General features: G+C 37.4%; 12 protein-coding genes and 1 tRNA gene. 3 read left to right on the top strand and 10 right to left on the bottom strand.

The features are described from left to right. The 4 genes from H6G25_RS20550 to H6G25_RS20535 form a co-directional block, all read right to left on the bottom strand. On the bottom strand, positions 1-290 hold a 290-nt coding region (locus H6G25_RS20550; RefSeq protein WP_190394084.1), incomplete at its 3' end, for a leucine-rich repeat domain-containing protein. A gap of 356 nt (positions 291-646) precedes the next feature. Next, positions 647-1,450 (bottom strand): inositol monophosphatase family protein, encoded by an 804-nt coding sequence (locus H6G25_RS20545; protein WP_190394083.1) that lies wholly within the window; start codon positions 1,448-1,450, stop codon positions 647-649. 28 nt (positions 1,451-1,478) lie between these two features. Next, a complete protein-coding gene (locus H6G25_RS20540; protein ID WP_190394082.1) occupies positions 1,479-2,084 on the bottom strand; it encodes a thermonuclease family protein in 606 nt (201 codons plus the stop codon). Further along, a complete protein-coding gene (locus H6G25_RS20535) occupies positions 2,074-2,442 on the bottom strand; it encodes a 2Fe-2S iron-sulfur cluster-binding protein (RefSeq protein WP_028082833.1) in 369 nt (122 codons plus the stop codon). Before H6G25_RS20535 ends, H6G25_RS20540 begins: the two co-directional genes overlap by 11 nt. A 161-nt stretch (positions 2,443-2,603) precedes the next feature. Here H6G25_RS20535 and H6G25_RS20530 point away from each other — a divergent pair. Further along, positions 2,604-2,690, top strand: a tRNA-Ser gene (locus H6G25_RS20530). A gap of 66 nt (positions 2,691-2,756) precedes the next feature. Here the strand turns inward: H6G25_RS20530 and rnc are convergent. Next, positions 2,757-3,464: a ribonuclease III gene (gene rnc / locus H6G25_RS20525; RefSeq protein WP_190394081.1), complete on the bottom strand. Its 708-nt coding sequence runs from the start codon at positions 3,462-3,464 to the stop codon at positions 2,757-2,759. A 97-nt stretch (positions 3,465-3,561) separates the two neighbouring features. Then, a complete protein-coding gene (locus H6G25_RS20520; RefSeq protein ID WP_190394080.1) occupies positions 3,562-4,350 on the bottom strand; it encodes an NYN domain-containing protein in 789 nt (262 codons plus the stop codon). A gap of 568 nt (positions 4,351-4,918) precedes the next feature. Between H6G25_RS20520 and hemE the strand changes: the two genes are divergently transcribed. Both hemE and H6G25_RS20510 read left to right on the top strand, forming a co-directional pair. Then, positions 4,919-5,971 (top strand): uroporphyrinogen decarboxylase, encoded by a 1,053-nt coding sequence (gene hemE / locus H6G25_RS20515; protein ID WP_190394079.1) that lies wholly within the window; start codon positions 4,919-4,921, stop codon positions 5,969-5,971. A 248-nt stretch (positions 5,972-6,219) separates the two neighbouring features. Further along, complete coding sequence (locus H6G25_RS20510) at positions 6,220-7,176, top strand: NAD(P)-dependent oxidoreductase (protein ID WP_190394078.1); 957 nt, start codon at positions 6,220-6,222, stop codon at positions 7,174-7,176. A gap of 784 nt (positions 7,177-7,960) precedes the next feature. Here H6G25_RS20510 and H6G25_RS20505 read toward each other — a convergent pair. The 4 genes from H6G25_RS20505 to H6G25_RS20490 form a co-directional block, all read right to left on the bottom strand. Then, positions 7,961-10,186 carry a polysaccharide biosynthesis tyrosine autokinase gene (locus tag H6G25_RS20505; RefSeq protein WP_190394077.1) on the bottom strand — a complete coding sequence of 742 codons (2,226 nt, stop codon included), beginning with the start codon at positions 10,184-10,186 and terminating at the stop codon, positions 7,961-7,963. Positions 10,187-10,469: 283 nt separating this feature from the next. Further along, the gene (locus H6G25_RS20500; RefSeq protein ID WP_190394076.1) at positions 10,470-11,045 is read right to left on the bottom strand and encodes a WcaF family extracellular polysaccharide biosynthesis acetyltransferase; all 576 of its coding nucleotides are present in this window, start codon (positions 11,043-11,045) and stop codon (positions 10,470-10,472) included. A 201-nt stretch (positions 11,046-11,246) separates the two neighbouring features. After that, positions 11,247-12,026, bottom strand: a complete 780-nt coding sequence (locus tag H6G25_RS20495; protein WP_190394075.1) for a glycosyltransferase family 2 protein — start codon at positions 12,024-12,026, stop codon at positions 11,247-11,249. A gap of 26 nt (positions 12,027-12,052) precedes the next feature. Then, positions 12,053-12,700 (bottom strand): class I SAM-dependent methyltransferase, encoded by a 648-nt coding sequence (locus H6G25_RS20490; RefSeq protein WP_190394074.1) that lies wholly within the window; start codon positions 12,698-12,700, stop codon positions 12,053-12,055. Positions 12,701-13,065: the final 365 nt, after the last annotated feature.

Genomic DNA, 13,065 nt, shown 5'->3' with positions numbered 1-13,065 from the left:
ATTTGATTATTATAAATGTAGAGAGTTTGGAGATTAGTAAGTTGTCCTATTTCCGGTGGTAAACTGCTGATTTGATTATTATAAATGTAGAGAGTTTGGAGATTAGTAAGTTGTCCTATTTCCGGTGGTAAACTGCTGATTTGATTACGAGCAATGTTGAGAGTTTGGAGATTAGTAAGTTGGAATATTTCCGGTGGTAAACTGCTGATTTGATTATCATGGAGATCAAGTTCTGTTACTCCATCTTTTGCTGCTTGTTTAATTATTTGTATTAGTTCTGCTTTAGTCATTATCTGCTAATTCCATTTTTACATTGAGATCACATTAACGGCGTTGCTGAATTTAGAGTTTCTACCCTATAGAATTAGAGGGTATTTGAAAAGTCATAATTGATGTATTAAATATTTTTTACCCCACCCTAACCCTCCCCTTGCTAAGGGGAGGGAACTGGATTTTCTTGTTTCTCCCCTTTATAAAGAGAACTGGATTTTCTTGTTTCTCCCCTTTATAAAGAGAACTGGATTTTCTTGTTTCTCCCTTTTATAAAGGGGGGACTAAGGGGGGTAAAATACGGGATACCAATAAATTGTCTAATATACAAAAGTCGGTTTTAAACAAAATTGAATGATTTATTCCTGATCACAAATTACGTCCAACTAGCTAAACGGGGAACTTTTATTAGTTCTTGACTGAGACTATCATGAAGATGACCATTAGTAGCTAAAATTCTCCCTGATTCAATTTTGATCGGAGTCCCATCATAAGCAGTGACCTTTCCTCCCGCTTCCTGAACCAGTATTATCCCAGCCACAACGTCCCAAGGAGCTATTCCTCTCTCCCAATAACCATCAAGTCGTCCACAGGCTACATAGGCTAAATCTAAGGCTGCTGCACCACCACGACGCACACCTTGGGTAAGATGGGTCAGATGACAAAATTCAGCATAATTATTATCAGCGGTTTCTCGACGATCATAAGCAAATCCACTGGACAATAGGCTTTTATTTAATTCCGCTGTTTGGGAAACATGAATAGGACGACGGTTACGGGTTGCACCTAAACCCGCCCCAGCCCGAAATAATTCATCACGAAAAGGGTCATAAGTTACCCCTACTTTGGGTACACCCTGAATCAATAAGCCAATGGAAACAGCAAAACAAGGATATTGATGGGCGTAATTAGTTGTACCATCGAGGGGGTCAATAGCCCAGAGAAAATCATGGTCTTGATTTCCCAGTTTTCCCGACTCTTCTGCTAAAATTGAGTGTTGGGGAAAATGACGACGCAAGACTTCTAAAATTACCTGTTCTGAGGCTTTATCAGCAGCAGTAACTAAGTCACCCGGACGGCCTTTTTCGGTAATTGTGTCTTCTAATTTACCTAAATAATTTTGTAAAACTACACCTGCGGCCAGGGCCGCTTCTGTAGCAATATCTAGAAAAATTTGCATATTTGTTTGTTGTTAGTTGTCAGTGGATTTAACGATAAAGACGACGATACTCTCCAGGAGTGATTCGCATAGGTTGATCAGGGTTCCAGATACCTTTCCCCATGATTCTGGCCCATTGTTGGGCGTGTTCCAAACGTTGATTATATTTATTATTAGGCGATCGCGCTACAAATAAAGCATATCCTTGTTTAATGATTTCTTCGTTTAACAATAGTTGATCTTTCCATACATAAGCTAAGGTACGGTTAAATTTATCCTTGTTTTCTAGGTCAAATTCCAGTTTTAGAGATTGATTTACACCACCAATCAAAGTTTCTAGTGTTTTTTTTGCATCCTCCCCCCAAGGAGTTTGACCCATATCTGGAGCATCTAAACCAATTAATCGGATTTGGGAGGTTAAATTGGGTTGTGCTTCCATTCCCAACACTTCCAAACTTTGTCCACTCATAACCCGCGCTAATTTCACGTCCGAGGGAATTGTTGCGGATTTATTTTGGCTTTGACAACTCACCAAAAATAACAAACTGAACAAGATAATTATTTTTACCACAAGAACGCGAAGACGGAATACTATAGAAATCGTCCTCGCTATAAAATTTATTAACCTAAACACAGAAAAAGTATTAGTCCTCATCTAAGGGTAAACCCGCTTTAACTCTACCTTTACCAAAGAAGCGCCCAAATTGAAGTTCATAAACTTCATCTTCGTCTTGTGTTTCTACTTCTAAATCAGAACGGGCGTAACTTACACATAATAAGGCGTACCCTTGACGGCGTAAAGCAGGGGAAAGGCCAATGGCTTCTGGTTGATAAATTTCTCCTGATACAACTCTCACCGCACAGGTTGTACAAGCCCCATTACGACAAGAAAAGGGGAGTTCAGCCCCGTTATGTTCAGCAGTGTGCAAAATATAACGGTCTTCGGGAACTTCCAGGGTATGGGATATACCAGTTTGGCGATTATAAACTTTAATGGTGTGGGTTTGAACCATTTTGATTTTTAGCTTTTCCGATTTGGGGGTGTCAAAGTCCATTATAGGAAAATAGGCTGAAAACCCTGCATTTTCAGGTCAGGGAGTCATCAAAAAAAATATTTTTTTAAAATGCTTGCTTTTTTGAAAATTCTGTTGTAAGATTGTAAAGCGAGACACCTGGAGAGGTGGCCGAGTGGTTGAAGGCGCAGACCTGGAAAGTCTGTTATGCAGTAATGTATACGAGGGTTCGAATCCCTCCCTCTCCGTTCCCTGTTGGTTGATAAGAAAATTTCTCGACTCAGCGATTGATTAATCACCCCGGGTAAGTAAGTTCACTCCCCAGTTTTTAATAAATCTAGATTTTTCAATTTAGCTAAGGCATCTTCAGCAGCAGCTTTTTCTGCATCTTTTTTATTACGTCCTTGACCTGTTCCCCGCAATATTTCTATCCCGTTTACTACTTCAAATACATCAGACTTAAACACTGGTGTATGAGACTGTCCACCTATTTGTTTTGTGTTATATTTGGGGGGATTTGTGTTACCGTTTCTTTGTACCCATTCCTGAAAGCGGTTTTTTGAATCTACATTTGAACGAGTTTCTACAATGTCTCCTGATACAGAATTAAATAATGGTTCAACAATAACACGAACAGGTTCAACGTTACAATTATTATCTAAATAATAAGCACCAATTACTGCTTCAAAGGTGCTACTTAGTAAGTTAGGATTTTGAAAACCTCCATCTCTAATTGTCCCTTTTCCTAATCTCATTCTGAAGTCTAAACCTACTTCAAGAGCAAATTTTGCTAGTTGTTTTTCTTCTACCAATGCAGAACGCAGACGAGTTAATTCATCTTCTCCTTTTTGGGGATGACGACTATAAAGATATTGTCCACTGATGAAGTTAAGAATAGCATCACCAAGAAATTCTAAGCGCTCGTTATGTTCTCCTTCTCCGGGATTTTCGTTGACATAAGAACGGTGTGTGAGCGCTTGACGGAGCAGTTTTTCGTTATTGAATGTGAGTAGTTTGTGCATTTGTTTTCTAGATTTACTATGTTCAAAATCAAAAAAACCGCAAGGTGCGGTAGTTTTGGTAAAAACCAGTTTATTTAACTAGGTTTTAAAAGCTATATCAGGCAACTAATTCATTTAACTCAATTAGAAATAATTCCTGATTTTGCCTTTGGATTTTACCTGAATTTACAACAGCATCAACAAACTTACCAAAGTTCTTAAATTTCTTACCATTAGGTGTAGAGATAGAAGAAATACCTTGATACTTTGGGTAAAGCTGACGCATTAATCCATCAATGTAGCTGTAATTTATAGGTTTACCTTGGCTTAGTGCCTGTTTGACAGTTACAATTAAATATTCTACAGCTTCATTGTAACTAATTTGATGGTTAATCACCGTAGTGTGATCTTGAGTTTTTTTCCCAACTAACTGAAATAATTCATCTATAAAGTAAAATTCATCAGCACGTTCCTTCAGCTTTTGTTTTACTTTACCTATTTGACTAAATATTATGAAATGTTTACCCAACTTTTGACCATTACTAACTAATTTTACAAAATCTCCATCTCCCGATACTAGAATAAATATATCTGGAGGTATATTACTGTCAATATCCTCTAGATAATTAGCCATTAATTGGTTGTCAGCACTGTTTTTGAGATCACAGGGAACATCAAGACATTTATAACCAATACTATCTAGATCATCCATTGCAGCAAATTGATATTTACAATGTGAATTGTAGTAGACATTTTTGGTAATTAAAACGCCCTTAGATTTGGCAAATTCCAGCAATAGTGTAGCTGTATCTCTATTTAATTGAGTATTCTGAAAATCAACATAGATGGAAACTTTCAATTCTTGCTGTTTGGCTTTTTTAGATATTTGTAAAGAAGAAACTTTCATTTGATTAATACCTTGATTTCTTGAATTAAAATCAACAGGTTCAATCACATATCTGTTATAGCGGTATGTAGTTAGATGAGTTAGATCATGATCCCCTCTCTGTTTCCAGGAGGAGTTTGTGTATCTGGCTCATGGGAAAACCGCTATAGTAACAAAACAATGTGGAAAAGAAAACCAAAAAATTGGCTTTCTCTCATTGAGCTTCGCTATGTTAATCAGTTTCAGTCTTAGTAACAGAATTCTTTCCTGATAAATCTCGCATTATATCTTGGTATGAATATTCATCGGGGAATCAATACCCAAAGAAAGACATAATGCAGGACTCATCAAAAATTAATACTGGTGCTAAGACAATCACCGAAGCTTACGCGTTAAAACTTTGCTTGAGACTGTGATTATTTAGCTGTCTTAATTTATAGGATATCACAAAAATCTAAAAAATATCAATTAAGTTTTGTTAAGTTAAGTCAAGCAACCTTAAGACCTGAATAGATAGGCTCGTCAAGGGTAAACTGAGGATGGTAAACTAGATGGTGACATATAAAAGTGACTTAGGATGAAGTGTTAAATGGGTGTTTCCTCAACGGCTCCTCTCCTCCTTCGGGCTGCTCGTGGTGAACAGGTAGATCGTCCCCCTGTATGGATGATGCGACAAGCGGGACGCTATATGCAAGCTTATCGGGATTTGCGGGAAAAATATCCTTCATTCCGCGATCGCTCGGAAATTCCCGAAGTAGCGATCGAAGTTTCCCTCCAACCCTGGAGAGCTTTCCAACCCGACGGGGTAATTTTATTTTCCGATATTGTCACTCCCCTACCAGGAATGGGAATTGACATGGATATTGCGGAAGGGAAGGGACCGATTATTTATTCGCCCATACGCACTCAAGAACAAATTGAACAACTGCGTCCTTTAGATCCAGAAGCAGCACTGCCGTTCGTTAAAACGATTTTGCAAGCATTACGGCAGGAAGTAGGCAATCAATCAACGGTGTTAGGCTTTGTCGGCGCACCTTGGACTTTAGCGGCTTATGCAGTGGAAGGTAAGGGTTCTAAAACCTATTCCATCATCAAAAACATGGCCTTTTCAGATCCAACCGTTCTACATCAGCTATTAACTAAATTAGCTGAATCTATTGCTGATTATGTGCGCTATCAAATTGATTGTGGCGCTCAAGTGGTGCAAATGTTCGACTCTTGGGCGGGACAATTAAGCCCTCAAGATTATGATACCTTTGCCTTACCTTATCAAAAAATGGTATTCGAGAAAGTCAAAGCAACTCATCCTGACACACCATTAATTTTGTTAGTGACAGGTAGTGCGGGACTTTTAGAAAGAATGGCTACCTCCGGTGCTGATATTATTACTGTAGATTGGACAGTAGATATGGCAGATGCACGAACCAGATTAGGTAAGCACGTGAAAGTACAGGGTAATCTTGATCCAGGTGTATTATTTGGTTCTAAGGAATTTATCCGCAGTCGCGTTTTAGACACCGTTCGCAAAGCCGGTAACTGGGGACACATCCTCAATCTTGGTCATGGTGTACTTCCAGAAACACCAGAAGAAAACGTCGCTTTCTTCTTTGAAACTGCGAAAAGTCTCAACGCCTTGGTTTAGTTGGATATTCTTGTTTCACAAACTCAGTAAGGACGAGGTATTCTCGTCCTATTGAAAATCAAATAATCCAAGTAAATGAACGTAAAAAACCGACATAAGTAACGAAAAGTAAAGTTGCCCAAAACCTGTTAAGAGTTCCCTTGTACAATAAAGAAACTCCAGATTTACCCATGAACCGCATCTTTGGGATAACAAGTTTAGAACTTGGCTAAATATCACATTATTCAAAATTCAAACCTGCAAAATTCATGACCAAAAAACGCATTTTAGTTACAGGTGCAAGTGGCTGTATCGGTCACTACATCAGCGAAGCTTTAATTCAAAACACCAACCACGAATTGTATCTACTAGTTAGAAATCCAAATAAATTACAAATTGATACCACAGTCCGTCCTGATATCACCATTATTCAGGGTGATATGCGAGAAATTGGCAAATTCTCCGATTTACTCAAAACCATTGATATTGCGGTATTAACAGCCACTTCTTGGGGTGGTGAGGGCATTTTTGATATTAATGTCTTCAAAACTCTAGAATTAATGAATCTGTTAAATCCAAAAAAATGTGAGCAGGTAATTTATTTTTCCACTGCGAGTGTCTTAAACTATGATAATCAACCACTCAAAGAAGCCGGAGAAATCGGTACAGATTATATCCGTTCTAAATATGATTGTTTACATCAAATTGAAAAGTTAGCTATTTTTCCTAAAATTACTACGGTTTTTCCTACCTTGGTTTTAGGTGGTGATGACAAAAAACCCTATTCTCATCTCACCTCTGGTATTCCCGAAGTTACTAACTATATTGATATCATTCGTTTCCTACAAGCAGATGGTAGTTTTCACTTCATTCATGGCCGAGATATTGCCACAATTGTCCAATATTTAATTGATTATCCACCACAAGCAGGAGATCCACGCCGATTTGTTTTAGGACAATCTTCCCTAACTGCTAACCAAGCCATAGAAGAAGTTTGCGCTTATTTAAATAAAAAGATTTATTTCCGCATTCCTTTGTCTTTGGGTTTAGCTAATTTAATTATTGTCTTATTTCGCATTCAAATGGCAGCTTGGGATAGATTTTGTATGAATTATCGTCATTTTAACTATGCTAATGCCATTAATCCTAGCAGTTTCAATTTACCCAATTACTGTCCTACAATGGGCGATGTCTTGAAAATTAGCGGTGTTAAAAATGGTATTTAGATCATAGCCATTTTCAATCAGGGCATGGATAATGGGTAACAGGTAATTTTATACATAAGTTCAAGCTATCATTTGAATGATTCTCGATAAGTTTTTTTGAAGAAAATTTTTTATTTTTGGGTTTGCCTGGGTTTCCCTTGTGCTATATTTTTAATATAAATAATCGACTATAGGCAAAATTTTATTTAAAGTACACAGTCCCATTATAAAAATACCATATCTAGTCGGAAAAGTCAAGTGAATTACACACAAAAAACTGACTTGGAACTTACAGGGGTTTCAGCTCTTATGAGGTACATCCTAAGCCCCCTCACCGCACCCCCCTCAATCCCACCGCTGCGGGGGGAAGAAAAGGATAAACTTTTGATATTGGAGGGGGTTGGGGGTGGGGTTCTTGTACCTCATAACATCGGGAAGTGCTGTAAATTAAATTATACACTTATTAACCTACCTTCCGCACCCTAAACGGTCACACGACGAAAATTGGTCTTTTGGAGCTTTGAGATTGGCGAACTGCTTGCAGCAGCACTTCGCTGTCGCCTGGTATTCTTGTTTCCGGTACAAAATACAACATTAAGCACGGATAAAAATCCGAAAAAGCCGATTGTGACACATCCTGGTGCGGAATGTGGGTTAATATCCAATAATTACACAAAACACAGTGAACATGAACAAGGTGAAAGTAGAGGTAAGACCCTGCAGGAGGAAGCCTACATGAATTACCCCTTTATGCGTGTACCTGAGTCACAAATAGCTAGGTGAATTACAAACTAAAAACCACAAACTACAAACTAACTTCTTGCTTCCTGAAATAGTATGAACTATAGGTACTTGTGTAGTTATATCCAGATCCTTGGAACTTATCACCGTTGGCTACCAATCCTAGTACATTAATGGGGGATATTTTTAGGTTATCAACAACCTGCTGCAAGGCTGATTTATCAGTTTTATCAATTCTTGCAACTATAATCACCCCATCGGTCTTAATTGATACTAGTCTGGCATCTACCAGTCCCCCAAAAGGAGGTGAATCATAAATCACTAAATCAAAATTATGGGAGAAATATTCTATCAGTTGACTCATTTTATCTGATGACAACAATCTGGCAGGATCAGGTGGTAGAGGACCTGCAGTAATCACAGATAAACCATGAAATTGAGGCATTTCTTGAATTACTGGCTTTATGTCCATATCTGAAGAAATTAAACTACTTAATCCCCACAGATTATTTAATTGTGATAGCTTGTGAACCTGAGGCTTGCGGAGATCACAATCTACCAATAATACTTTTTTCCCCAAGGCCGCAGCCGTTTTTGCCAGATTAAATGCCACTGTACTCTTACCATCTCCTGGGAGAGAGGAGGAAATAACTAAAGACCTAATTGGTTGGTCAGAATTAAGCAGTTGAATATTATTATATAAAACTTGTAAGGATTCCCAAAAAGATCCCTCACCATAATAATTGCTAGATTGGGAAGACCTAATAGGAGAGGAATTAGATAGTTGACCCGCACTTCTGGAAAGATCGTCTGAAATCATTTCTCCATTCCTGACTGTGTTTGTCGGATTTAAAGATTGATTCCGAACTAAGTTTTTATCAAAGGGAAGGGTTCCTAATAAAGCTAGTCCCGTCTTATCTCGAATCTCCTCAGCAGCGTGATACGTATTATCCATCTTTTCTCTAAGCACAGCAGCAGCTATCCCCAACGCCAAACTACCCCCAAATCCCACAAGTAAATTGTGGTAAATATCTGATGAAACTAGCGCTGGTAGAATATATGGTCGAATTAATTCCCAAGGTAGTTCTGTTTGGGCTATTTCTATTTGCAGTTGTTCACGAGATGCTAAAAACCGATTTAAACTTTGATTGACTATTTCTAAATTCCGCTGAATGTCGACATATTGTCTAGACAAAACTGGCAATTGATCTATTTTTATTTGCAGTTGTTTTTCTAATTCTGATAAATATTGACTGTCTACTTCTAGTTTCTGAATTAGACTCCTGGCTTCAGACATTCTGATATTAATAGTGCGTGTGCCTTCGGCTTCAATAACAGGTAAAAGGTTAGCTCTTTTTTCCTGTAACGTGCGGATAACTGGGTTACTGGCTTGAAATCGAGCCAATTCTCCCGATATCTGGCTGTCCAATTGGCGTTGAGCAGAAATTAACTGTTGATAAAGAGGAGCATTATTAAGGATTGCTAACTGTTCTTCGCGTTTCTGTAAACTGGCATAATTGGCTCTTGCAGCAGTTAACTGTTGATTTAGACTTAGTCTTTGTTGCGATAAAGATTGGATTTGATTAGACACTATTCCCGATTGCTGCGCTGGATCAATAAAATTATATTTTTGTCGAAATGTTTGCATTTGCTTTTGTAAATCCACCAACCTTTTTTGAATCGAAGGTAGTTCTGCATCCACAAATTGGACTCCCTGACGCAGCTTAGTCTGCCGCTTGTTGAGGCTATATTTTAAATAGAAATCAGCAAGTGGGTCTAGTATAATTTTAATTCTTTTAAGATTGTCACTTCGATAGCTAACTTGGATTATTTTTGTTTCCCCAAGGCGATTAATAGATAAACTTCCCACAAGAGCAGGATAAGTAATTTCAGGATGAGATTTTTGTAATTCTTTAAGGAAGTCTTTCAGCAGTGCTTCACTTTTGAGAACTTCAATTTGGCTCTCGTAATCTAATTGACTCTGACGAACATTAGTCATTTCTAGGTTGATTTTCCCTATATTACTGTCGCTATTAACAGGTTCGACTAATATTCGGAAGTTGCCTTCATATACTGGTACTTGATTAAAAGTTGAATAAACGACACCAGCCATAGCAACAGCGAATACACCTATAATAATAGTGAATCGGCGCTTTAAAAGACCAATCAAGGGTTTTAATTTAAAATCACCCCCCTCTTCTGAAGACTGGGAAAATGTGTAATTCACGGGAGAATCAGAAGTTATGGGACCAGGGGAATTTGTTTTCTTTGTAATTTTCTCTTCAAGCATTGTTTTTTAGGTAAAAAATAGTCAGAGAATATTTGTTAGAGATCAGAGAATATTTGTTAGAGAATAGCTGTTAACATATATATATCACATTCACCTTGGGAATAAAATTGCACTCACCTACAAATATACAAATATATCGTATGAATGTAATAACATATATTTATAGTAGCAGTGTGAACTTACATGAGGTAAAATTTATGCAAGAAGCAAAACTTGTAATCTTCAATTGCACTGAGGTTACATCGAAACTTATGTACTGAATCCTACCGAATGATTTTTGTGATTATTCATTTTTAGTAGGGGAAGAAATAACATCTTGGGATTTTATCCTTTTTTTTATTGGTTGAGCTGGGTTACCTGAGTAGATGATGTTGGCTTCTAAGGACTTTCCCGTAACAGAACCTAGTGTTAAAACTGCTCCTTTACCAATGGTGACACCAGGACCGATAATTGATTTGGCTGCTATCCAACTACTTTCTTGAATGTGAATAGGAGCAGGAATGAGTTTAAAATCGCAGTGATTCCAGTCATGGTTACCAGTACATAAATAAACGCCTTGGGATAGACAAACATGATCCTCTATAATTACAGGAGCAATGTTATCAATCCAGGTATCTTCCCCAATCCAAACATAATTACCAATAGTCAAACGCCAGGGAAATTTAATTCTTACTCCTGTTTTAATGCGTACACCTTTACCTATATTAGCACCAAAAAGCTTCAATATCCTAACTTTTACGGATGATACGGGTATCCAATAACTTTCTACTAAAGGCGAGCCAATCAAGTACCAGAGAAGTTGTTGACTGTATGGTGATCCGGGTGTGTAATTACCAAGGGTATAATTGTCTAGACGCATACAATGGAGGACAAAAGGAATGGTTCTGAACAATAGCTTTGTATAATTTATATATTATGGTCTAGGCTATCGCTAACAGCTTTATTTGATTATTTGACGATTTGATTATACATTAATTTCTTAAATATGGTCTGATCTTACAATATCTTCGCCAACACATGATATTGATATGGTAAGGATTTCTGTTTCTTAGTAAGGGGATTAAGAGGGAGAAGACTTGTCTATTCTCTCTGTCTCTATTATATAGATACTCAGCAATATTTCTGCTAAAACTCGCTGAAATGTGTAATACCAGCCACGCCAACCGTCGAGAATAGCACCTTTGAGAAAGAGACAATAGATAAAAATAACGAAGGGAGCGAGAATTTTCCCTTTGCGGAGGCGATCGCCTATACTAAGTTCATAATCTGGTGTTTCTAAAAGTTTTTTACTTTCAATTACCATATAACGATCTTGCGCCCATAACCAACGACTCAATGGTTTGCGATCGTCGTGGTGGATGTATGCTGATAATTGACTAGATTTACCTTGTACCACAACTCTATGAGCGTGTCCATCATCTTGATAAATTGCTTTTTCTCTTTTATAAAGGACTTTGCGGGGTGGAAGCAAAGTACCGCGTAAGGGTTTACCAAAAACACAGTATTTGAACCTGACACTATAACTATTTATATCTGACTCTATTGGTAAAGATGTAATTTCCCGAATTAAATCATCGGTTAATATATAATCTGCATCTAGCGATAGTACCCATTCTGATATGATTTTTGACAGTCCATAATTGCATTGACTAGCGAAAGAATCAAACTTCCTGGAAAATACTTCTAATTGAGGATATTGAGACAAAATTTCTAATGTTGTATCGGTGCTATAACTGTCAATAACAATGATTTTACTTGCCCATTTAAGTTTTTCTAGGGTACGATTAATGTTATTTTCTTCGTTATAGGTAAGGATGAGAGGTGTAATTTGTTCTAACATGATGATATTGAAATAAATTCTCGTTATTAGACAATGGTACTAGAACACAACATAGTTTTCCAAAAATAGGGAAATCTACCTGCAAACTTAAACTTTATATTTGTATAGTTCTCTGATTTAAGTAAATCCGTCATAGTTGGTACGGAAAAGAATTTGATATGACCACCATCCCAAAGAGCGGTAAAATGGTTGTCCATTCTCCCTGTAGCAGCCATCACTAGGTTTTTTAAAAAACCATGATAGGGTGTAGTTAGGATTAACCCACCATTGGGTTTGAGGCATTTTTTAGCGCTTCTGACTAGTTCTTTAGGATAAAATAAATGCTCAATTACCTCAACAGCAATCACAATATCAAAGTTGTTTCCTAGTTCGGAGTATGGTAAATCATAAATGCTACCTTGAATAAAGCGACAACTGGGAAAACTTTGATTAGCTAATTTTACACCTGATTCAGATTCTTCAACACCAACAACTTCATAACCCTGCTGTGCTAGGAAATTGCTCAAGCTACCATTACCACAACCAATATCTAAAATCCGAGGTTTTTGGTTGTTATTGGGGGGGGGTAGCATTTCTGACATCATTTCCATAAGTGGTTTTAGCAAATAATTGTGATGATGTCCAGCTTGACTATTTTGATAGGAATATTCGTATTGGTTGGGTGTGGTAGTCATTTGTTTGAGTAGATTATTTGGTGAGTTATGGGGAGTATTACCCCACCCTAACCCTCCCCTTGTAAAGGGGAGGGGACTGGATTTTTGTTTACCCCTTTTGCCAGGAGACTGGATTTTTGTTTACCCCCTTTTGCCAGCAGGGGGTTTTCATTTTCTAAATTCTAGCAGAAGAAAGAGCGAAACTTTTACTATTATTCGCTCTTTTTTCCGTTCATAATCTATTGAGCAATTATTTTATTTTATCATTAGGTATTCCCTAGTTATTTTGACAGCAAAAAAACTCTCATTGCTTGATATACAATGAGTTCAGGTCTTTTTTATTTTTCTGTATTCGATATTTTTGGCAATAAATGTTTTCTAACTAC

It is taken from the genome of Dolichospermum sp. FACHB-1091, from assembly GCF_014697585.1.
Classification (GTDB): domain Bacteria; phylum Cyanobacteriota; class Cyanobacteriia; order Cyanobacteriales; family Nostocaceae; genus Dolichospermum.
The sequence above is the reverse complement of the archived record's forward strand: the minus strand, read 5'-3'. Positions and strand labels throughout refer to the sequence as shown.

Bases quoted from the DNA above. Each gene is read 5' to 3' on its own strand.
- H6G25_RS20545 (WP_190394083.1), bottom strand. From the start codon at position 1,450: ATGCAAATTTTTCTAGATATTGCTACAGAAGCGGCCCTGGCCGCAGGT.
- H6G25_RS20540 (WP_190394082.1), bottom strand. From the start codon at position 2,084: ATGAGGACTAATACTTTTTCTGTGTTTAGGTTAATAAATTTTATAGCG.
- H6G25_RS20535 (WP_028082833.1), bottom strand. From the start codon at position 2,442: ATGGTTCAAACCCACACCATTAAAGTTTATAATCGCCAAACTGGTATA.
- rnc (WP_190394081.1), bottom strand. From the start codon at position 3,464: ATGCACAAACTACTCACATTCAATAACGAAAAACTGCTCCGTCAAGCG.
- H6G25_RS20520 (WP_190394080.1), bottom strand. From the start codon at position 4,350: ATGAAAGTTTCTTCTTTACAAATATCTAAAAAAGCCAAACAGCAAGAA.
- hemE (WP_190394079.1), top strand. From the start codon at position 4,919: ATGGGTGTTTCCTCAACGGCTCCTCTCCTCCTTCGGGCTGCTCGTGGT.
- H6G25_RS20510 (WP_190394078.1), top strand. From the start codon at position 6,220: ATGACCAAAAAACGCATTTTAGTTACAGGTGCAAGTGGCTGTATCGGT.
- H6G25_RS20505 (WP_190394077.1), bottom strand. From the start codon at position 10,186: ATGCTTGAAGAGAAAATTACAAAGAAAACAAATTCCCCTGGTCCCATA.
- H6G25_RS20500 (WP_190394076.1), bottom strand. From the start codon at position 11,045: ATGCGTCTAGACAATTATACCCTTGGTAATTACACACCCGGATCACCA.
- H6G25_RS20495 (WP_190394075.1), bottom strand. From the start codon at position 12,026: ATGTTAGAACAAATTACACCTCTCATCCTTACCTATAACGAAGAAAAT.
- H6G25_RS20490 (WP_190394074.1), bottom strand. From the start codon at position 12,700: ATGACTACCACACCCAACCAATACGAATATTCCTATCAAAATAGTCAA.